We start from the raw sequence: 16377 nt of genomic DNA, 5'->3' as shown, positions 1-16377 counted from the left end.
GGGTGAGCGGCGGGACCCGGGTCCGCCGGCCGGGCGCGCCGCCCGGACCGGCGCGCGGGCGGCGGCGGTGGTCCCGTCCCCGCCGCCGCCCGCGCGGTCCTCAGCTCCGGGCCGCCGCCGGCTCGGCCCCGTCGCGCCCCGCCCGCCCCGCGTCGTCGGCGTCGGGTGTGTCGGTGTCGGTTGCGTCGCCGGTGGGTGCCGGTGGGATCCGGCCGGGCCACCAGAAGCGGTCGCCGAGCAGGAACACCAGCGCCGGCACGAGGACCGTGCGCACCAGCAGCGTGTCGAGCAGCACGCCGATGCAGACGATGACCCCGATCTGGGTCAGCAGGATCAGCGGCAGCACGCCGAGGACGGCGAAGACCGCCGCGAGCAGCACCCCCGCGCTGGTGATCACGCCGCCGGTGACGCGCAGGGCCGAGAGCATGCCGTCGCGGGTGCCGGTGCGGCGGGCGTCCTCGCGGGCGCGGGTGACGAGGAAGATGTTGTAGTCGACGCCGAGGGCCACGAGGAAGACGAAGGCGAGCAGCAGGACGCCGCTGTCGAGCGCCGGGAACCCGAGGACGAGGTCGAACAGCAGCCACGCCGCGCCGAGGCTGGCGAAGAACGAGGCGACGACGGTGAGCACGAGCAGGGCCGGTGCGACCAGGCCGCGCAGCAGCAGCACGAGCACCGCGGCGACGAGCAGCAGGATGATCGGCAGGATCAGCCGCAGGTCCCTGCCGTCGGCCTCCTTGGAGTCGTACGTGGCGGCGACCGTGCCGCCGACGACCGCGCCGTCGAACCGCTCGACGCCGTCGACGGCGGGCGGGGCGGAGCCGGGAACCGCGGCGACGGCGGCGCGCAGCGCCTCGATCGCGCGGTCCGAGTCGGCGCTGCCCGGTTCGGCCTCGAGCACCACGTCGACCTGGGCGACGGCGGTGCCGGCGTCCCCGGGGCGGGCGGAGGCCACCCCGGGTACGGCGGTGGCGGCCGCCACCACGGCCGGCGCCGCCGCCGGGGTGGTCAGGACGGCGACCGGCTGCGTCGTGCCGGCGGGGAAGGCCCGGGCGAGGGTCTCCGCGCCGGCGACGGCCTCGGGCTTCACCCGGAACTGTTCGGTCTCGGACAGGCCGGTGCGGATGCCGAGCCCGCCGAGGGCGAGGCCGGCGAGCAGCAGCGTCGCGAGCGCCGCGACCGGCAGCGGGCGGCGGACGACGGCGGTGCCGAGCCGGCCCCACAGCCGGCCCTCACGGGCGGGGCCGCCGACCCGGGGCACGAACGGCCAGAACAGCCCCCGGCCGAAGAGCACCAGCGCGGCGGGGAGGACGAACAGCGCCGACAGCATGGCGAACACGATGCCGGTGGCGCAGGCCACGGCGAGGGCCCGGTTGTTCTCCTGCTCCGACAGCAGCAGGGTGAGCACGCCGAGCACGACGGTGCCGCCGCTGGCGAGGATGGGTTCGGCGGTGCGGCGCAGGGCGGCGCGCATCGCGGCGAAGCGGTCGGCCTCGCGGCGCAGTTCCTCCCGGTAGCGGGCGATGAGCAGCAGGGCGTAGTCGGTGGCGGCGCCGAAGACGAGGACGCTGGCGATGCCGGTGACCGCGCCCTCCTGGAGGTGGATGCCGAGGGCGGGGACGATCGTGTCGACGGCTCGCAGCGTGAGCTGTTCGGTGGCCCCGACGACGACGAGCGGCACGATCCACAGGAAGGGGCTGCGGTAGGTGACGAGCAGCAGCAGCGCGACGACGCCCGCGGTGACGGCGAGCAGCGTGACGTCCGCGCCCTCGAAGACCTGCGTCAGGTCCGCGGTGAACGCGGGGGCGCCGGTGACCTGCGCGGTGAGGCCGGTGGGCAGGCCGTCGAGGGCCCTGCGGAGGTCGGCCACCGCGTCGGCGACGGCCGTCTGGCCGTCGGCGGTGGACATCGGTACGGCGAGCAGCGCCACCGTGCCGTCGGGTGAGGTCTGCGGCGGGCTGACCCGACCGCCGACGGCGAAGCGGCCGAGCTCGCCGGCGCGGGCGGTGATCGCCGCGCGGTCCGGCTCGGTGAGGGGGGCGCCGTCGGCGCGGCTGACGACGACGATCGCGGGTTGGACGTCGCGGGAGGGCAGCTCGTCCTGGAGTCGTTCGACCTGGGTGGACTGCCACTGCACGGACAGCCCGGTGGACGAGACGGAGGCGGGGTTGTCGGGCTTCGGGAGCCCGAAGACGACCGCGCTGAGGACGATCGCGGCGGCCACGGTGAGCCAGGCGGCGAGCCGGCCGCGGGCGACGCGGGTGAACACAGACATCGGGTTCCCTCGTGGTTGTCGGGGTGGGGCGCGGGGCACCGGTGGGCGGGCTCGGCCGGCGAGTGCGAAGGACCCGATTGTCGCGCCTGCCGAGTATCTTGATAAGCGAGATTATCGACAGCTCGACTATGCTGCAACCGGCACGCACGGGGGAGGGGGAAGCGACGTCGTGGCAACGCACGGCATGTACCGGAAACGGGAAACGCGGCGCGAGCAGCTCGTCGCCGCCATCACCAACGACCTGCGGCGCTACTCGTCCGACGCACAGCACGTCGGGCACGCCTTCGCCGGCCTGCACGGCCTCAACGGCACCGACCTGCACGCGCTCATCGCCGTCATGGACGCCGAGCTCACCGGCGCTCCGATCACCCCGGGCCGGCTGGGGGAGAAGCTCAACCTGTCCTCCGGCTCGGTGACCGCCCTGATCGACCGGCTGGAGCGCGCCGGCCACGTCCGCCGGGACCGCGACACCGGCGACCGCCGCAAGGTGTTCCTGCGCTACGCCGACCAGGGCGCCGCGCTGGCCATGGAGTTCTTCCAGCCGCTCGGCCACCGCACCGACGCCGCGATGGCCGGCTTCAGCGACGACGAGCTGGAGGTGGTGCGCCGCTTCATGACGGTCATGGTGGCCACCATGCGGGAGCACCTCGACCAGGTCCGGGCGACCCGCCCGGAGCCGCCGCACCGCGCGCCGAGCTGACCCGCCCGCCCCGGCCGACGGGCAACCGGGGCGGGTGACGACGACGCTGCCGGCGATGGAACTTCCGGTCAGAACAGAGAAAACGCCCGCCGCGCGGCGGAGTACGCCGGGCGCGGCGGGCGCGGGTGCGCTGCGGCGACGGCCGGGATCGTCGACCCGACCGCCGTCACCGGCACGGAGCTACATCGCGCGGACGTTGTCCGCCTGCGGGCCCTTCTGCCCCTGGGTCACCTCGAACTCGACCTTCTGGCCCTCGTTGAGTTCCCGGTAGCCGCTCGACGCGATGGCCGAGTAGTGGACGAACACGTCCGGACCTCCGCCGTCCTGCTCGATGAAGCCGAAGCCCTTTTCCGAGTTGAACCACTTGACCGTGCCGGTAGCCATGCATCTCTCCCTGTTCAAAGCGGGTGAGCACCGACCGCTGGTCGATGATCGCCCTGTACCTCCCCGAGAGTAACCGGCAAAACCCGGATCTGCTGGGCGAAGTGCCGCAGGGCTTACCCGAAAATGCCCGCGCCCCGGGCGCAGCCCTGGGAAAACCCGCCCGGCGGCGCCCCGCCTGCGGCATGCTTGCCCCGATGACAAGTCCCGCAGCCACCGCGCTGGCCGTGCTGGAGCGGGAGATCGACGTGCCCGGCGAGGGGCTGGACCGCCTGCGGCTCGTCGCCACCCCCTTCGTGCCCGAGGTGCGGCTGCACCTCGCCGAGGACGCCATCGTCTGGTGGGCCCGGATGGAGGCCGCCGCCGGCCACGCGCTGCCGCCGCCGTACTGGGCCTCGGCCTGGGCCGGCGGCCAGGCCCTGGCCCGGCACCTGCTCGACCACCCCGAGCTGGCCGCCGGCCGCCGGGTGCTCGACCTGGCCGCCGGCTCGGGGCTCGTCGCGATCGCCGCCGCGCTGGCCGGCGCGGCCCGGGTCGTGGCCAACGACATCGACCCGTACGCCGTGGCGGCGGTCACCGTCAACGCCCGCGCCAACCGGGTCGCCGTCGCCGCGATGGGCGAGGACCTGCTCGACTCCGACGCGCCGGACGCGGACCTGCTCGTCGCCGGGGACGTCTTCTACGACCGGGAGATGGCGGGCCGGATGCTGCCGTTCCTGCGTCGCGCCGTGGCCCGGGGCGCGCGGGTGCTGGTGGGCGACCCCGGCCGGGGGCACCTGCCCCGCGACCTGCTGGACCCGGTGGCCACCTACCGGGTGCCCACCACCGAGCCGGCCGTCGACTCCCCGGTGCGCCGGGTGGAGGTGCTGCGGCCCCGGGCCGGCGGGGCCGACCCCGAGGCGGGATCAGGGTCGGCTAGGGGATCAAACCCGATGCCGGACGTGGCGGACCGGCCGTAGCGTACGGACCATGGCGGAATGGACACACCAGGTCGGGGAGCTGCCCACCATCCTGTTGGTGGGGGTGCTCGGGGTGGTGATGCTCTTCGACGCCGTACCGCTGGTGGGGGTGCTGGTCCCCGGCGACGTCGCGGTCCTCGCCGCGGTCGGCGTCGGGCGGCCGGCCACCGCCGCGAGCACCGTCGCCGCCGTGGTCGCCGGCTGCGTGGCCGGCTGGTCGCTGAGCTTCCTCGTCGGCCGGCGCTACGGCGACCGGCTGCGGCACAGCCGCGTCGGCGGCTGGATCGGGGAGTCCCGCTGGGCGGCGGCCGAGTCCGTCCTGCGTCGGGGCGGCGGCCGGATGGTGCTGGTCGCGCCCTTCCTGCCGGTGTTCAACGCGCTGCTGCCGCTGGCGGCGGGCGGCCTGCGGATGTCGTACCGCAGGTTCCTGGCCTGCGCGAGCGTCGGGGCCGCGCTCTGGGCCGGCCTCTACGTGGCCCTCGGCACGCTGTCCCGCTCGCTGGCCGGGCTGCTGCCGGTGGACGTTCCGCCGCTGCTGGTCACCATGGCGGTGGGTCTGCTGCTGGCCGGCGTGGTGCTGCTCGTCACGCGCCGCGGGCTGCGCGGCGCCGTCCCCGCCGCCCCGGCGGCCTGAGCCCCGGGCGGGCGACGGCGCCGTCGCCGGTCACCAGCCGCGGGCCCGCCACTGCGGCAGCGACGGGCGCTCCGCGCCGAGGGTGCTGTCCCGGCCGTGCCCCGGGTAGAACCAGGTCTCGTCGGGCAGCCGGTCGAACAGCCGGTGCTCGACGTCGTCGACGAGCTGACCGAACCGCTGCGGGTCCCGGTCGGTGTTGCCGACCCCGCCGGGGAAGAGGCTGTCGCCGGTGAACAGGTGCGGCACGCCCGCCGGGTCGCGGTAGAGCAGGGCGATCGAGCCCGGCGTGTGCCCCCGCAGGTGGATCACCTCCAGCTCGCGGTCGCCGACGGCCACCGTGTCGCCGTCGGTCAGCGGCTGCGCCGGGATCGGCAGGCCCGCGGCGTCGTCGGCGTGCACCAGCGCCCGCGCGCCGGTCTTGGCGACGGCCTCCTCCAGCGCGACCCAGTGGTCCATGTGCTGGTGGGTGGTGACCACGGTGGCCAGGCCGGCGTCGCCGACCAGCTCCAGCAGCCGGGGCGCCTCGTTGGCCGCGTCGATCAGCAGCTGCTCGCCGGTGTCGTGGCACCGCAGCAGGTAGGCGTTGTTGTCCATCGGCCCCACCGACACCTTGGTGATGGTGAGCCCGTCGAGCTCGCGTACGGCCGGCGCGCCGCCGGGGCTGACGTCTCCGCTGTAGGTCATGCGTCCTTACATCCATTCCGGTGGGGTCGGCAGGGGACCGTCGGGGGTGACGGCGAGCGTGTCGGCGCCGCCGCGGCCGGTCAGCCAGGCGGCGAGCCCGTGGGCGGGGCCGGTGACGGTGGGCGCGCCGTCGGGGTCGCCGACGACCACCTCGTGGCTGCTGCCGTCGAAGCGCAGCACCAGCGGCGGGGCGTCGTCCCGGCCGGCGAGGCCGGCGGTGACCTCGTGCAGCAGCCGCTGGGCGAACGCCTTCGGCCAGTCGGCCGGCGTGTAGCCGGCGGCCAGGTCGACGTGGTGCACCTCGACCTCCCGCAGCCGCCCCCAGACCAGCATGGCCGCCGGCCACGGGCCGCGTCGGGTCTCCACGGTCGCCGCCCACGCCTGCACGGGCATCGCGGCGACCGCCTCGGCGAACCGCTCGGCCGAGCGGCGCAGGTCGTCCAGGAGCGCGGCGGGTGTTCGGGCCGCCCCGGTGGCGATGTCGGCGGCGCGGGCCGCGGTGCTGGCGTACATCGGGATCCGCTCGCCGGTGCGGGCGGAGGTGAGCAGGTTGACGAACCCGTCGGCGTTGCGGGCCAGGTGGGTCAGCACGTGCGCCCGGGTCCAGCCGGGCAGCAGCGAGGGCGCGGCGACGGCCGCGTCGTCGAGGGCCGCGGCGGTGCGCAGCAGCCGGGCCGTGGCGTCGTCGAGGTCACCGGTCAGCAGCAGCGGGTCCGCGGTCACGCCCCGAACCCTAGCCGCCCGCGGCCCCGGCGTCGCCGTGGAAATCGCTTTCGGCGCGTCGGCGCGGCCCCTACCGTCGGCGGTGCAACGCGACACCGGGACTCGGAGGAGGTGGTGCCCATGCCGGTCGAAGCACGCGTGTCGCCCCACCGTATCCACCGACCCTGAAGAGGTTGCCATGTCCATCGATCTGACCGCCCTCGGCTGGGACGCCGAACGGGCGGCCCACGCCCGCACCCGCGCCGGCCGGACTCCGGGCCGGGTGGCCCGCGTCGACCGGGGCGTGTGCACGGTGCTCGGCGCGGACGGGCCGGTCCGCGCCACCCTCGGCGCGGCGGTGCTCGCCGACGCGGCCCGCGACCTGACCCGGCTGCCCTGCGCCGGCGACTGGGTGCTGCTGCACGCCTGGCCCGACGGGCCGGTCACCGTGGAGTCCGTGCTGCCCCGGCGCACGGCGCTGGTGCGCCGCACCGCCGGCAAGGACGCCAGCGGGCAGGTGCTCGCCGCCAACCTCGACGCGGCGGCCGTCGTCGAGCCGGTGCACCCCGAGCCGGACGTCGCCCGCATCGAGCGGCTGCTGTCCCTGGCGCACGAGTCCGGGGCCACGCCGCTGGTGGTGCTCACCAAGGCCGACCTCGCCGCCGACCCGGCGGCGATCGCCCGGCAGTTCGCCGGCGTCGCGCCCGGGGTGCCGGTGCTGCCGGTCAGCGCCGAGCGCGGCGACGGCCTCGACGCGCTGCGCCCGCACGTCGCCCCGGGCCGCACCCTGGCCCTGCTCGGCCCGTCCGGGGCCGGCAAGTCGAGCCTGGTCAACGCGCTGGCCGGGGCGGTGGTGATGCCGACCCAGGCGATCCGCCGGGTCGACGGCAAGGGCCGGCACACCACCACCTGGCGGGCGCTGGTGCCGGTGCCGGGCGGCGGCGCGGTGCTGGACACCCCGGGGGTACGCGCGGTCGGCCTGCTCGACGGCGCGGCGGGCCTGGACCGGGCCTTCGCCGACATCGCCGCGCTGGCCACGGGCTGCCGGTACGGCGACTGCGCGCACGACGCCGAGCCGGGCTGCGCCGTCCGCGACGCCCTCGCCGCGGGGGAGCTGGCCGTCCGGCGGTACGACAGCTGGCGCCGGCTGCAGCGGGAGATCGCCTTCGAGAGCCGGCGTCGGGAGACCCGGCTGGCCGCCGAGCGCCGGGGCGGCTGGCGCGGCGGGCGACGACGGACGGCCCGGCCGTGACTGTCGGTGTTGCCGGGGTAGCGGGGAGCTGACCGCGGCGGCGGTCGGCCGCCGGGGCGCCGGTGCCGGGGCGAGGGCAGCGGGCCGGGGCCGTGACGGGTCCCGGCGCGACCGGGTTGATCTGGGGGAATGTGCGGGCGCGGAAAGTTGTCATACCTCGGGGCTAGAGTTGCCGAGGCGCTTCTTCTGCGCCCGCACGACCGTTCGGGGCCGTCCCGGAAGCCTCCCGGCCGCCCCCGAGCGCCCACATTCTCCTCGCCTTCTTCACCGGGAGTACACGGACAGTGGCCGACCGACTGATCATCCGTGGCGCGCGCGAGCACAACCTGCGTGACGTCAGTCTCGACCTGCCCCGGGACGCCCTGATCGTCTTCACCGGGCTCTCCGGGTCCGGCAAGTCCAGCCTGGCCTTCGACACCATCTTCGCCGAGGGGCAGCGCCGCTACGTCGAGTCGCTGTCGTCGTACGCCCGGCAGTTCCTCGGCCAGATGGACAAGCCGGACGTCGACTTCATCGAGGGCCTCAGCCCCGCCGTCTCCATCGACCAGAAGTCCACCTCGCGCAACCCGCGCTCGACCGTCGGCACGATCACCGAGGTCTACGACTACCTGCGGCTGCTCTACGCCCGCGTCGGCGAGCCGCACTGCCCGGTCTGCGGCGAGCGGATCTCCCGGCAGAGCCCGCAGCAGATCGTCGACCGGGTCCTCGCGATGGCCGAGGGCACCCGGTTCATGGTGCTCGCCCCGGTGGTGCGCGGCCGCAAGGGCGAGTACGTCGACCTGTTCGCCGAGCTGCAGGGCAAGGGCTACGCGCGGGCCCGGGTCGACGGCGTGGTGCACCCGCTGACCGAGCCGCCGAAGCTCAAGAAGCAGGAGAAGCACACCATCGAGGTGGTGATCGACCGGCTCACCGTCAAGCCCAGCGCCAAGCAGCGGCTGACCGACTCGGTCGAGGCGGCGCTCGGCCTCTCCGGCGGCCTGGTCCTGCTCGACTTCGTCGACCTCGCCGAGGACGACCCCGACCGGGAGCGCCGCTACTCCGAGCACCTGGCCTGCCCCAACGACCACCCCCTCGCGATCGAGGACCTGGAGCCCCGGGTCTTCTCGTTCAACGCCCCCTACGGCGCGTGCCCCGAGTGCACCGGCCTGGGCACCAAGAAGGAGGTCGACCCGGAGCTGGTCGTCCCCGACCCGGAGCGCACCCTGCGCGAGGGCGCGATCCAGCCCTGGTCGTCCGGGCACAACCTGGAATACTTCCTGCGCCTGCTGGAGGCGCTGGGCGAGGCCGAGCACTTCGACGTCGACACCCCGTGGCGGGCCCTGCCGGCGCGGGCGCAGAAGACGATCCTGCACGGCTCCGGCGACCAGGTGCACGTGCGCTACCGCAACAAGTTCGGCCGCGAGCGCTCCTACTACACCGGCTTCGAGGGCGTGGTGCAGTGGATCGAGCGCCGGCACACCGACACCGAGAGCGAGTGGTCGCGGGAGAAGTACGAGGGCTACATGCGCGACGTGCCCTGCGCGGCCTGCGGCGGCGCGCGGCTCAAGCCCGAGGTCCTCGCGGTCACCCTGGCCGGCAAGAGCATCGCCGAGGTGTGCAACCTGTCGGTGGGCGAGTGCGCCGAGCTGCTGGCCGGCATCGAGCTGACCGACCGGCAGAAGATGATCGCCGAGCGGGTGCTCAAGGAGATCAACGCCCGGCTGCGGTTCCTGCTCGACGTCGGGCTGGACTACCTCTCCCTGGACCGCCCGGCCGGCACCCTGTCCGGCGGCGAGGCGCAGCGCATCCGGCTGGCCACCCAGATCGGCTCCGGCCTGGTCGGCGTGCTCTACGTGCTCGACGAGCCGTCCATCGGCCTGCACCAGCGCGACAACCACCGGCTCATCGAGACGCTGGTGCGGCTGCGCGGGCTGGGCAACACCCTGATCGTCGTCGAGCACGACGAGGACACCATCCGCACCGCCGACTGGATCGTCGACATCGGGCCGGGCGCGGGCGAGCACGGCGGGCGCATCGTGCACTCCGGGTCGGTGCCGGACCTGCTGGCCAACCCGGAGTCGGTGACCGGGGCGTACCTGTCGGGCCGGCGGGAGATCCCGACGCCGACGGGCCGCCGGCCGCAGACCCCGGGCCGGGAGCTGGTGGTGCACGGCGCGCGCGAGCACAACCTGCGTAACCTGACCGTGTCGTTCCCGCTGGGCCAGCTCATCGCGGTCACCGGGGTCAGCGGCTCGGGCAAGTCGACGCTGGTCAACGACATCCTGCACGCGGTGCTGGCCAACCAGATCAACGGGGCGCGGCACGTGCCGGGCCGGCACACCCGGGTCAGCGGCCTGGAGCACGTGGACAAGGTCGTCGGCGTCGACCAGTCGCCGATCGGCCGCACGCCCCGGTCCAACCCGGCGACGTACACGGGGGTCTGGGACCACGTCCGCAAGCTGTTCGCCGAGACCACCGAGGCCAAGGTCCGGGGGTACGGTCCGGGCCGGTTCTCGTTCAACGTCAAGGGTGGCCGGTGCGAGGCGTGTTCCGGCGACGGCACCATCAAGATCGAGATGAACTTCCTGCCCGACGTGTACGTCCCGTGCGAGGTGTGCAAGGGGGCCCGGTACAACCGGGAGACCCTGGAGGTGCACTACAAGGGCAAGACGGTCTCCGACGTGCTGGAGATGCCGATCGAGGAGGCGGCGGAGTTCTTCTCCGCGATCCCGGCCATCCACCGGCACCTCAGGACGTTGGTCGACGTCGGCCTGGGGTACGTCCGGCTGGGCCAGCCCGCGCCGACGCTCTCCGGCGGCGAGGCGCAGCGGGTCAAGCTCGCCTCCGAGCTGCAGAAGCGTTCTACCGGCCGCACGGTCTACGTGCTGGACGAGCCGACCACCGGCCTGCACTTCGAGGACATCCGCAAGTTGCTGATGGTGCTGGAGGGGCTGGTCGACAAGGGCAACACGGTGATCACCATCGAGCACAACCTCGACGTGATCAAGACGGCCGACTGGCTGATCGACATGGGTCCCGAGGGCGGCCACCGGGGCGGCACGGTGCTGGCCACCGGCACCCCCGAGGAGGTCGCCGAGGTGCCCGAGAGTCACACCGGCCGGTTCCTGCGCCCGGTGCTCGGGCTCGACGGGGAGGCCCGGGGCGCGAAGGCGGCCACCGGGCGGGCCGCGAAGGCCAACGGCGCCCCGGCCCGCCCCCGGGCCCGCAAGGTCGCGGCGGCGGCCCGCTGAGGCTGCCGCGCACGCCGACAAGGGGCGTCCCGGTTCGTCCGGGGCGCCCCTTCGCGTCGCCGCCGCCCTGCTCGTGCGCCGAGCCCGCCCCGGCCGGCCCGTGGGCCCGCCGCCAAAACGATCACTGTGGTCGATTTGTTGAACCTTCAGGCACAGTGATCCGTGGACCCCAACGAGGCCCGGGCACCCTTCCGGACCGGGCAGTCGACAGAGAGGCCAGACATGAGTGACGAGCAGGTGCAGACCGGGCCGGCCACGCAGACGCGGCGCGCCCTCCTCGCCGGTGCCGGCGCGCTGGGCGCGGCGGTCGTCCTGTCGGCGTGCGGCGGCGACGACTCCGACGACTCCGCCGGCGGCGACTCCGCCCCGAGCGGCGGCACGGCGGCGACCGGCGGCGCCGGCGACTCCGGCGCGCTGGCCAGCACCGCCGACGTCCCGGTCGGCGGCGGCCTGATCCTGGCCGCGAAGGGCGTGGTGATCACCCAGCCTGAGGCCGGCACGTTCAAGGGCTTCGACCCGATCTGCACCCACCAGGGCTGCCCGGTGTCGAACGTCGACGGCGGCACGATCAACTGCACCTGCCACATGAGCAAGTTCTCCATCACCGACGGCTCGGTGAAGTCGGGCCCGGCGACGACGCCCCTCGCGGCCAAGGAGCTCAAGGTCGACGGCGACCAGATCACCCTCGCCTGAACCGGCGGCGGCCGGCCCGGGTCACCCCGGACCGGCCGCCGCCGTCCTCGCCCCTCAGCGGGCGTAGACCGACATCTCCCACAGCGAGAAGCCGTAGGTCGTGGCCCGGGTCAGGCCCCGCATCCGCACGTACCGCGCGGTCTCGGCGCCGAACGCGACCACGTCGGTGCCGCCGTCGCCGGCCGTGGTGGACCACGCCGTGCGCCAGGTCGTGCCGTCGGCGGAGACCTCGATCCGGTACGACGTCGCGTACGCCGACTCCCAGGCCAGTGCCACCCGGCCCACCGGCCGGGCCGAGCCCAGGTCGACGGTCAGCGTCTGGTCGTCGGCCCAGGAGCTGGCCCACCGGGTGCCCAGGTCCCCGTCGACGGCCTTGCCGGCGGCGTAGCCGAGCTGGGCGCTCGACGCGGTCACCGCCTTGCCGGCGGCGAGGTTCGACACGTCGTCGCCGCGCCGGGCCGGGAACGACACCACCTGCTGGTAGGTGGGCCGGTTCTGCCAGGCGATCGGGGCGTGCTTGATCCCGCCCAGCGGCGACTGCACGATCGTGTCGGCGCACCACTGGTCGCCGGCGGAGCAGGTGGAGTCGCCCGGGTACGTGGTGGTGGCCGGGGTCGCGGCGGCGGCCTTCAGCGTGTCGAGCAGGATCTGCCGGCAGCCGGCGAGGGCGCCGCCGCCGCAGTAGGTGCGGCCGAGGCCGCCGGCGACCGGGTCGCCGAGGACCGCCCGCAGGTCCTTGTCGACGTACCCCCACCAGCCGTACTGGAACGACGAGCCCTTGTGCGCCTGGGCCTCGTTGGCGGACGTGGGCAGGGTCGACTTGTCGCCCTGCTGGTGGCCGGAGGGGGACTCGTTGATCTGGAGCGCGTTGATCAGCGCCTGGTAGAGGTCGGGGCCGAGCTGGTCGCGGAACACGCCCCGCACCAGCAGCGGCCACCAGGCGTCGAAGGTGCGGATGGCGTCGGCGTGCTGGTAGACCTTCGAGCCCTTGGCCGTCTCCACCCGCAGCGCGCCGGCCTGCCGCCACGCCTTCAGCTTCGCGATCTCGGCGGCCAGGGCGGAGTCGCCGACGGGCTGGCTCTCCAGCACCCGGATCAGCTCGTCGAGCACCTCGACGCCGCGCAGGTCGGTCACGCCGGCCTGCTCGACGAGGCTGGTCAGCGTGGCCCGGTCGTACTTCTTGCCGGCGGCGATGCCGGCCTTGAGCGGCTTGTCCAGCAGGTCGCCCCGGTGCACCGCGCCGAAGCTGAAGTTGCCGTCGGCCCCGCCGAAGTCCTTGGCCTGCTTGTTGTTCCAGCTGATGTAGTAGTCCTGGTCCACCGAGTTGGGGTGGGCCGCGCGCGGCGCGTAGCTGGCGGTGTTCGTGTCGGGCTGGAAGCCCTGCCACTCGTACGCGGGCTCGGCCTTCATCGGCAGGTTCGGGTTGGACCCGGCCGCCCGCAGCGGGTTGAGCCCGGAGTTGAAGTACGCCGACTGGGTGGAGTTGACGTAGAACCAGTTGAACGCGTACTCGACGTTGCCCGCCGAGGCGACGAAGGCGTCGGCGGTGCCCATCTCCGTCGGGTCGTTGAACATCTGGAAGCCGATCGCGGAGTCCGCCTCGTGCCGGTAGGTGGAGCGGAGCTGGGTGAACGCGTGCGGCTTGCCGCCGACGGTGCCGCGCCAGGCGACCAGGCCCAGCTTGGTGCGCCACGCCACCAGCTTGTACGACCCGGCGGGCGTGGTGTCGGCCGCCGTCGGCTTCCACTTGTTGGTGTGGGCGAGCTGCTCCATCGCCACGCACTGCCCCCGGAAGAGGTAGTGGTCGCTGGCCAGCGTCGGCGCGCTGCCGTCGGTGGTGCACAGCGGCACCGCGTACGTGTCGGTGATGTCGTGGATCGACGAGGTGGCGCTCCAGGCGTAGTCCTGGCCCCGGCCGAGCAGCACGTAGAGGTTGAGGCCGGCGAACGCCGCGCCCCGGGCGCTGATGCCGGGGCCCTGCAGCTCCTGGATCATCAGCAGCTGGGGGGAGAAGTAGCCGGTCTGCGGCCCGAACACCGCCACCGGGTGCCCGGTCGCGGAGTTGGCGGCGGAGACCACGGCCGCGTTCGACATGCCCCGGTGGGCCGGGTCGATGGTCAGCCCGGACAGCGCGGCGGCCAGCTCCGAACTGCTGCTGCCGGTGGCCCGGCTGGCGGCGGAGCCGGTGGGGTCGGTGAAGATCGGCTCGACCCTGGCCGTGCCGGCGTCGGGCAGCGCCACGCTCGCGGCGTCGGGGGAGGCGGAACCGTAGGGGAAGCTCTGCCCGTCGTGCAGGGTCAGCACCGTCTCCGGGTCGTTCTGGTTGCGGAAGCCCGCCCACACCTTGTCGCCCTCGGTCGGGCCGTACTTGGCGCGGGCGGCGATGCGGACCAGCGCGGACTGCATCTCGGTGCCGCCACCGCCGCCGAACAGGCCGCCGACGACGCCGGCGATGGCGATGAGGTCGGTCATCGTGAACGGCTCCGGGCCGCCCTCGTTGGTGATCGCGTCGAGGTGCCCGGTGAGGACGTACTCGCCGGGGCAGTTGCGCCTGGACATGCAGACGTCGATGTAGGCGTTGACGCCCGCGATGTACTCCTGGACGTCGGCGTAGAGCTGCTCGCCGCGCGGGCCCTTGGCGCGCAGCGCCTCGACCTGGGCCGCCAGGTCCGCCTCCGTGTACGGCGAGTTGCGCCAGACGCTCTGCTCCAGCTCCCGGTTGCTCGGGGCCCCGCCCGCGAACGGGGTGAGGGTGCCCCGGCCGACGTGGCGCATCAGGTCCATGGTGAACAGCCGGTCCTCGGCGCCGACGTAGCCGGCCCCGTACATGGTGCCGCCCCGGGTGGTGCCGGTGACGTGCGGGACGCCGGTGGCCCGGTCCCGCACGACCCGCACGTCGGCGCGGGGCGAGTAGTCCCGCTCGACCTGCCCGGAGGGCACCCCGAAGGAGGCGTCGTTGAAGAAGGTGCCGATCTGCTCGGGGCGCAGGCCCGCGTAGCCGTAGACGAGGTCGGCGTACTTGTCGAGCTGGTCGGCGGAGTGCCGGGGCAGCGTGCCGAGGGTCTGGTTGGCGAGGATCTCGACGAGGGTGGCGTTGCCGTTCTGGCCCGGCGGGACGATGTCGCCGCACTCGCCGAGGCAGTAGTCGTTGGCGGCGAAGGTGCTGGCGGCTGCCTTCGCGGCGGCGCTCGCGGGCGTCGTGGTCGGGGTGGGGGTGGCGACGAGCAGGGCGGCGACGCCGACGGCGGCGGTCGCGCCGGCCAGCAGGCGACGCGGGGCGGTGGGACGGGGCATGGTGATCCTCCGGGGGGTGGGGATCAAGACGGGGGCGGGGTGGCGATCATTACATGAAGAACATTCAGTTACCGGATGGTAGGCGTCTCGCCGCGAGATTGGAAGACGTCAATCGGCATGTCGCGCGCCGGTTACCCGCGAGTATTGAACCGGCCGCGTTCCTTGGATAACCTTCGATCCCCCGGGCTGGTGCCGGCCACACCGGACCCCACTGTCTGGAAGGGACGTCGGATGAAACCCACCCGCCTGCTCGCGTCCGTGACGCTGCTGGCCGCCCTGCTGCCCCCGGCCGCGCCCGCCGTCGCCGCGCCCGCCGCCGGGGCCGCGCCCGCCGCCGTCGCCTCGGGCGGCTTCTCGCTGCTCACCTACAACGTCGCCGGCCTGCCCGAGCCGCTGTCCAGCGGCAACCCGGCGACCAACACCCGGCCCATCGGCGAGCGGGTCAACGGCTACGACATCGTGCACGTCCAGGAGGACTTCAACTACCACGCCGACCTGTACGCCACCGACCGGCACCCGTACCGCACCGCCACCAGCGGGGGCGTGCCCTTCGGCGACGGCCTCAACACGATGTCGAACTACCCGGTGTCGGACTTCGTCCGGGTGCGCTGGGACGACTGCCACGGCACCGACTGCCTCACCCCGAAGGGCTTCAGCCGGTCCCGGATCCGGCTCGCCGAGGGCGTCTACGTCGACTTCTACGACGTGCACACCAACGCCGGCAGCGACGAGCCCGACCTGGCCGCCCGGCGGTCCAACATCGACCAGCTCTCCGCGTACGTGCAGGCGAACTCCGCCGGCAACGCGGTGATCGTGGCCGGCGACCTCAACGTCCGCTACACCCGCACCGGCGACAACATCCGCGACCTCGTGGCCGCCAACGGCCTCACCGACGTGTGGGTGCAGCAGGAGCGGGGCGGGGTGCCCCCGGCCGCCGGCAGCCCCGCGCTGACCTGCGACCCGGCCAACGTCACCAACGCCTGCGAGGTCGTCGACAAGATCCTCTACCGGGGCGACCGGCTGATCGACCTCGACCTCGACCGCTACCGCAACGAGCACGCCGCGTTCCTCGACCCGGCCGGCGCGCCGCTGTCCGACCACTACCCGCACGCCGCCTGGTTCACCTGGACCCTCGCCGACGGGCTGCGCGCCAGCGACACCTGGGGCGGCCCGCACGGCACCCCGTTCACCGACCTCGACGCCGTCGGCCCCCGGGTCACCGCCGTCTCGCTGCGCGCCGGCTCCCGCCTCGACCAGATCGGCGTACGCCTCGCCGACGGCGCGAGCCTGACCCACGGCGGCACGGGCGGCACCCCGGCCACGCTGACCCTGGCCGACGGCGAGTACGTCGACCAGGTCACCCTCACCCAGGGCAAGAAGGACGGCCGGACCCGGATCTTCTCCGCCCGGCTCACCACCAACCTCGGCCGCACCCTGGCCGGGGGCACCCCGACCGGCGACGCGGTGACCTTCACCGCCCCGCCCGGTGGCCGTCTCGCCGGGTTCTTCGGCCGCAGCGGCAGCGAGGTGGACCAGCTCGGCGTGCTCTGGAGTGTCGGGGCCGGCGGCTAGTCTT

12 protein-coding genes are annotated in these 16377 nt (G+C 74.3%); 7 read left to right on the top strand and 5 right to left on the bottom strand.

Annotation, left to right across the window (positions count from 1 at the left end; translation table 11 throughout):
- Nucleotides 1-100: 100 nt before the first annotated feature.
- Nucleotides 101-2272: an MMPL family transporter gene (locus GA0070558_RS10880; protein WP_091278216.1), complete on the bottom strand. Its 2172-nt coding sequence runs from the start codon at nucleotides 2270-2272 to the stop codon at nucleotides 101-103.
- A gap of 184 nt (nucleotides 2273-2456) precedes the next feature.
- On the opposite strand from GA0070558_RS10880, the gene GA0070558_RS10875 reads away from it, so the two are divergent.
- On the top strand, nucleotides 2457-2972 hold the full coding sequence (locus tag GA0070558_RS10875) for a MarR family winged helix-turn-helix transcriptional regulator (RefSeq protein WP_091278214.1): 516 nt from the start codon (nucleotides 2457-2459) through the stop codon (nucleotides 2970-2972).
- A 180-nt stretch (nucleotides 2973-3152) separates the two neighbouring features.
- Here the strand turns inward: GA0070558_RS10875 and GA0070558_RS10870 are convergent, their stop codons facing one another.
- Nucleotides 3153-3356 carry a cold-shock protein gene (locus GA0070558_RS10870; protein WP_043967472.1) on the bottom strand — a complete coding sequence of 68 codons (204 nt, stop codon included), beginning with the start codon at nucleotides 3354-3356 and terminating at the stop codon, nucleotides 3153-3155.
- A gap of 182 nt (nucleotides 3357-3538) precedes the next feature.
- On the opposite strand from GA0070558_RS10870, the gene GA0070558_RS10865 reads away from it, so the two are divergent.
- Nucleotides 3539-4312, top strand: coding sequence for a class I SAM-dependent methyltransferase (locus tag GA0070558_RS10865; protein ID WP_077939141.1), 774 nt, complete (start codon nucleotides 3539-3541; stop codon nucleotides 4310-4312).
- Nucleotides 4313-4322: 10 nt separating this feature from the next.
- Complete coding sequence (locus tag GA0070558_RS10860; RefSeq protein WP_077939142.1) at nucleotides 4323-4946, top strand: DedA family protein; 624 nt, start codon at nucleotides 4323-4325, stop codon at nucleotides 4944-4946.
- A 30-nt stretch (nucleotides 4947-4976) separates the two neighbouring features.
- Here the strand turns inward: GA0070558_RS10860 and GA0070558_RS10855 are convergent, their stop codons facing one another.
- A complete protein-coding gene (locus GA0070558_RS10855) occupies nucleotides 4977-5630 on the bottom strand; it encodes an MBL fold metallo-hydrolase (protein ID WP_091278213.1) in 654 nt (217 codons plus the stop codon).
- A gap of 6 nt (nucleotides 5631-5636) precedes the next feature.
- Entirely contained in the window at nucleotides 5637-6353 is a 717-nt protein-coding gene (locus GA0070558_RS10850) for a maleylpyruvate isomerase family mycothiol-dependent enzyme (RefSeq protein ID WP_091278211.1), read from the bottom strand.
- A gap of 178 nt (nucleotides 6354-6531) precedes the next feature.
- Between GA0070558_RS10850 and rsgA the strand changes: the two genes are divergently transcribed.
- The 3 genes from rsgA (at nucleotide 6532) to GA0070558_RS10835 (ending at nucleotide 11507) form a co-directional block, all read left to right on the top strand.
- Complete coding sequence (rsgA, locus tag GA0070558_RS10845; RefSeq protein ID WP_091278209.1) at nucleotides 6532-7584, top strand: ribosome small subunit-dependent GTPase A; 1053 nt, start codon at nucleotides 6532-6534, stop codon at nucleotides 7582-7584.
- A 284-nt stretch (nucleotides 7585-7868) separates the two neighbouring features.
- A complete protein-coding gene (gene uvrA, locus GA0070558_RS10840; protein WP_091278207.1) occupies nucleotides 7869-10814 on the top strand; it encodes an excinuclease ABC subunit UvrA in 2946 nt (981 codons plus the stop codon).
- A gap of 222 nt (nucleotides 10815-11036) precedes the next feature.
- Entirely contained in the window at nucleotides 11037-11507 is a 471-nt protein-coding gene (locus GA0070558_RS10835; protein WP_091278205.1) for a Rieske (2Fe-2S) protein, read from the top strand.
- Nucleotides 11508-11561: 54 nt separating this feature from the next.
- Here the strand turns inward: GA0070558_RS10835 and GA0070558_RS10830 are convergent, their stop codons facing one another.
- Nucleotides 11562-14801, bottom strand: coding sequence for a penicillin acylase family protein (locus GA0070558_RS10830; RefSeq protein ID WP_091278204.1), 3240 nt, complete (start codon nucleotides 14799-14801; stop codon nucleotides 11562-11564).
- Between the two features lie 231 nt (nucleotides 14802-15032).
- Between GA0070558_RS10830 and GA0070558_RS10825 the strand changes: the two genes are divergently transcribed.
- On the top strand, nucleotides 15033-16373 hold the full coding sequence (locus GA0070558_RS10825; protein ID WP_091278201.1) for a jacalin-like lectin: 1341 nt from the start codon (nucleotides 15033-15035) through the stop codon (nucleotides 16371-16373).
- Nucleotides 16374-16377 lie beyond the last annotated feature (4 nt).

The organism is Micromonospora haikouensis (assembly GCF_900091595.1).
Taxonomy (GTDB): Bacteria; Actinomycetota; Actinomycetes; order Mycobacteriales; family Micromonosporaceae; genus Micromonospora; species Micromonospora haikouensis.
Note: the sequence above shows the minus strand (reverse complement) of the source record. Positions and strands in the feature narration are given on the sequence as shown.

Bases quoted from the DNA above. Each gene is read 5' to 3' on its own strand.
- GA0070558_RS10880 (WP_091278216.1), bottom strand. From the start codon at position 2,272: ATGTCTGTGTTCACCCGCGTCGCCCGCGGCCGGCTCGCCGCCTGGCTC.
- GA0070558_RS10875 (WP_091278214.1), top strand. From the start codon at position 2,457: ATGTACCGGAAACGGGAAACGCGGCGCGAGCAGCTCGTCGCCGCCATC.
- GA0070558_RS10870 (WP_043967472.1), bottom strand. From the start codon at position 3,356: ATGGCTACCGGCACGGTCAAGTGGTTCAACTCGGAAAAGGGCTTCGGC.
- GA0070558_RS10865 (WP_077939141.1), top strand. From the start codon at position 3,539: ATGCTTGCCCCGATGACAAGTCCCGCAGCCACCGCGCTGGCCGTGCTG.
- GA0070558_RS10860 (WP_077939142.1), top strand. From the start codon at position 4,323: ATGGCGGAATGGACACACCAGGTCGGGGAGCTGCCCACCATCCTGTTG.
- GA0070558_RS10855 (WP_091278213.1), bottom strand. From the start codon at position 5,630: ATGACCTACAGCGGAGACGTCAGCCCCGGCGGCGCGCCGGCCGTACGC.
- rsgA (WP_091278209.1), top strand. From the start codon at position 6,532: ATGTCCATCGATCTGACCGCCCTCGGCTGGGACGCCGAACGGGCGGCC.
- GA0070558_RS10835 (WP_091278205.1), top strand. From the start codon at position 11,037: ATGAGTGACGAGCAGGTGCAGACCGGGCCGGCCACGCAGACGCGGCGC.
- GA0070558_RS10830 (WP_091278204.1), bottom strand. From the start codon at position 14,801: ATGCCCCGTCCCACCGCCCCGCGTCGCCTGCTGGCCGGCGCGACCGCC.
- GA0070558_RS10825 (WP_091278201.1), top strand. From the start codon at position 15,033: ATGAAACCCACCCGCCTGCTCGCGTCCGTGACGCTGCTGGCCGCCCTG.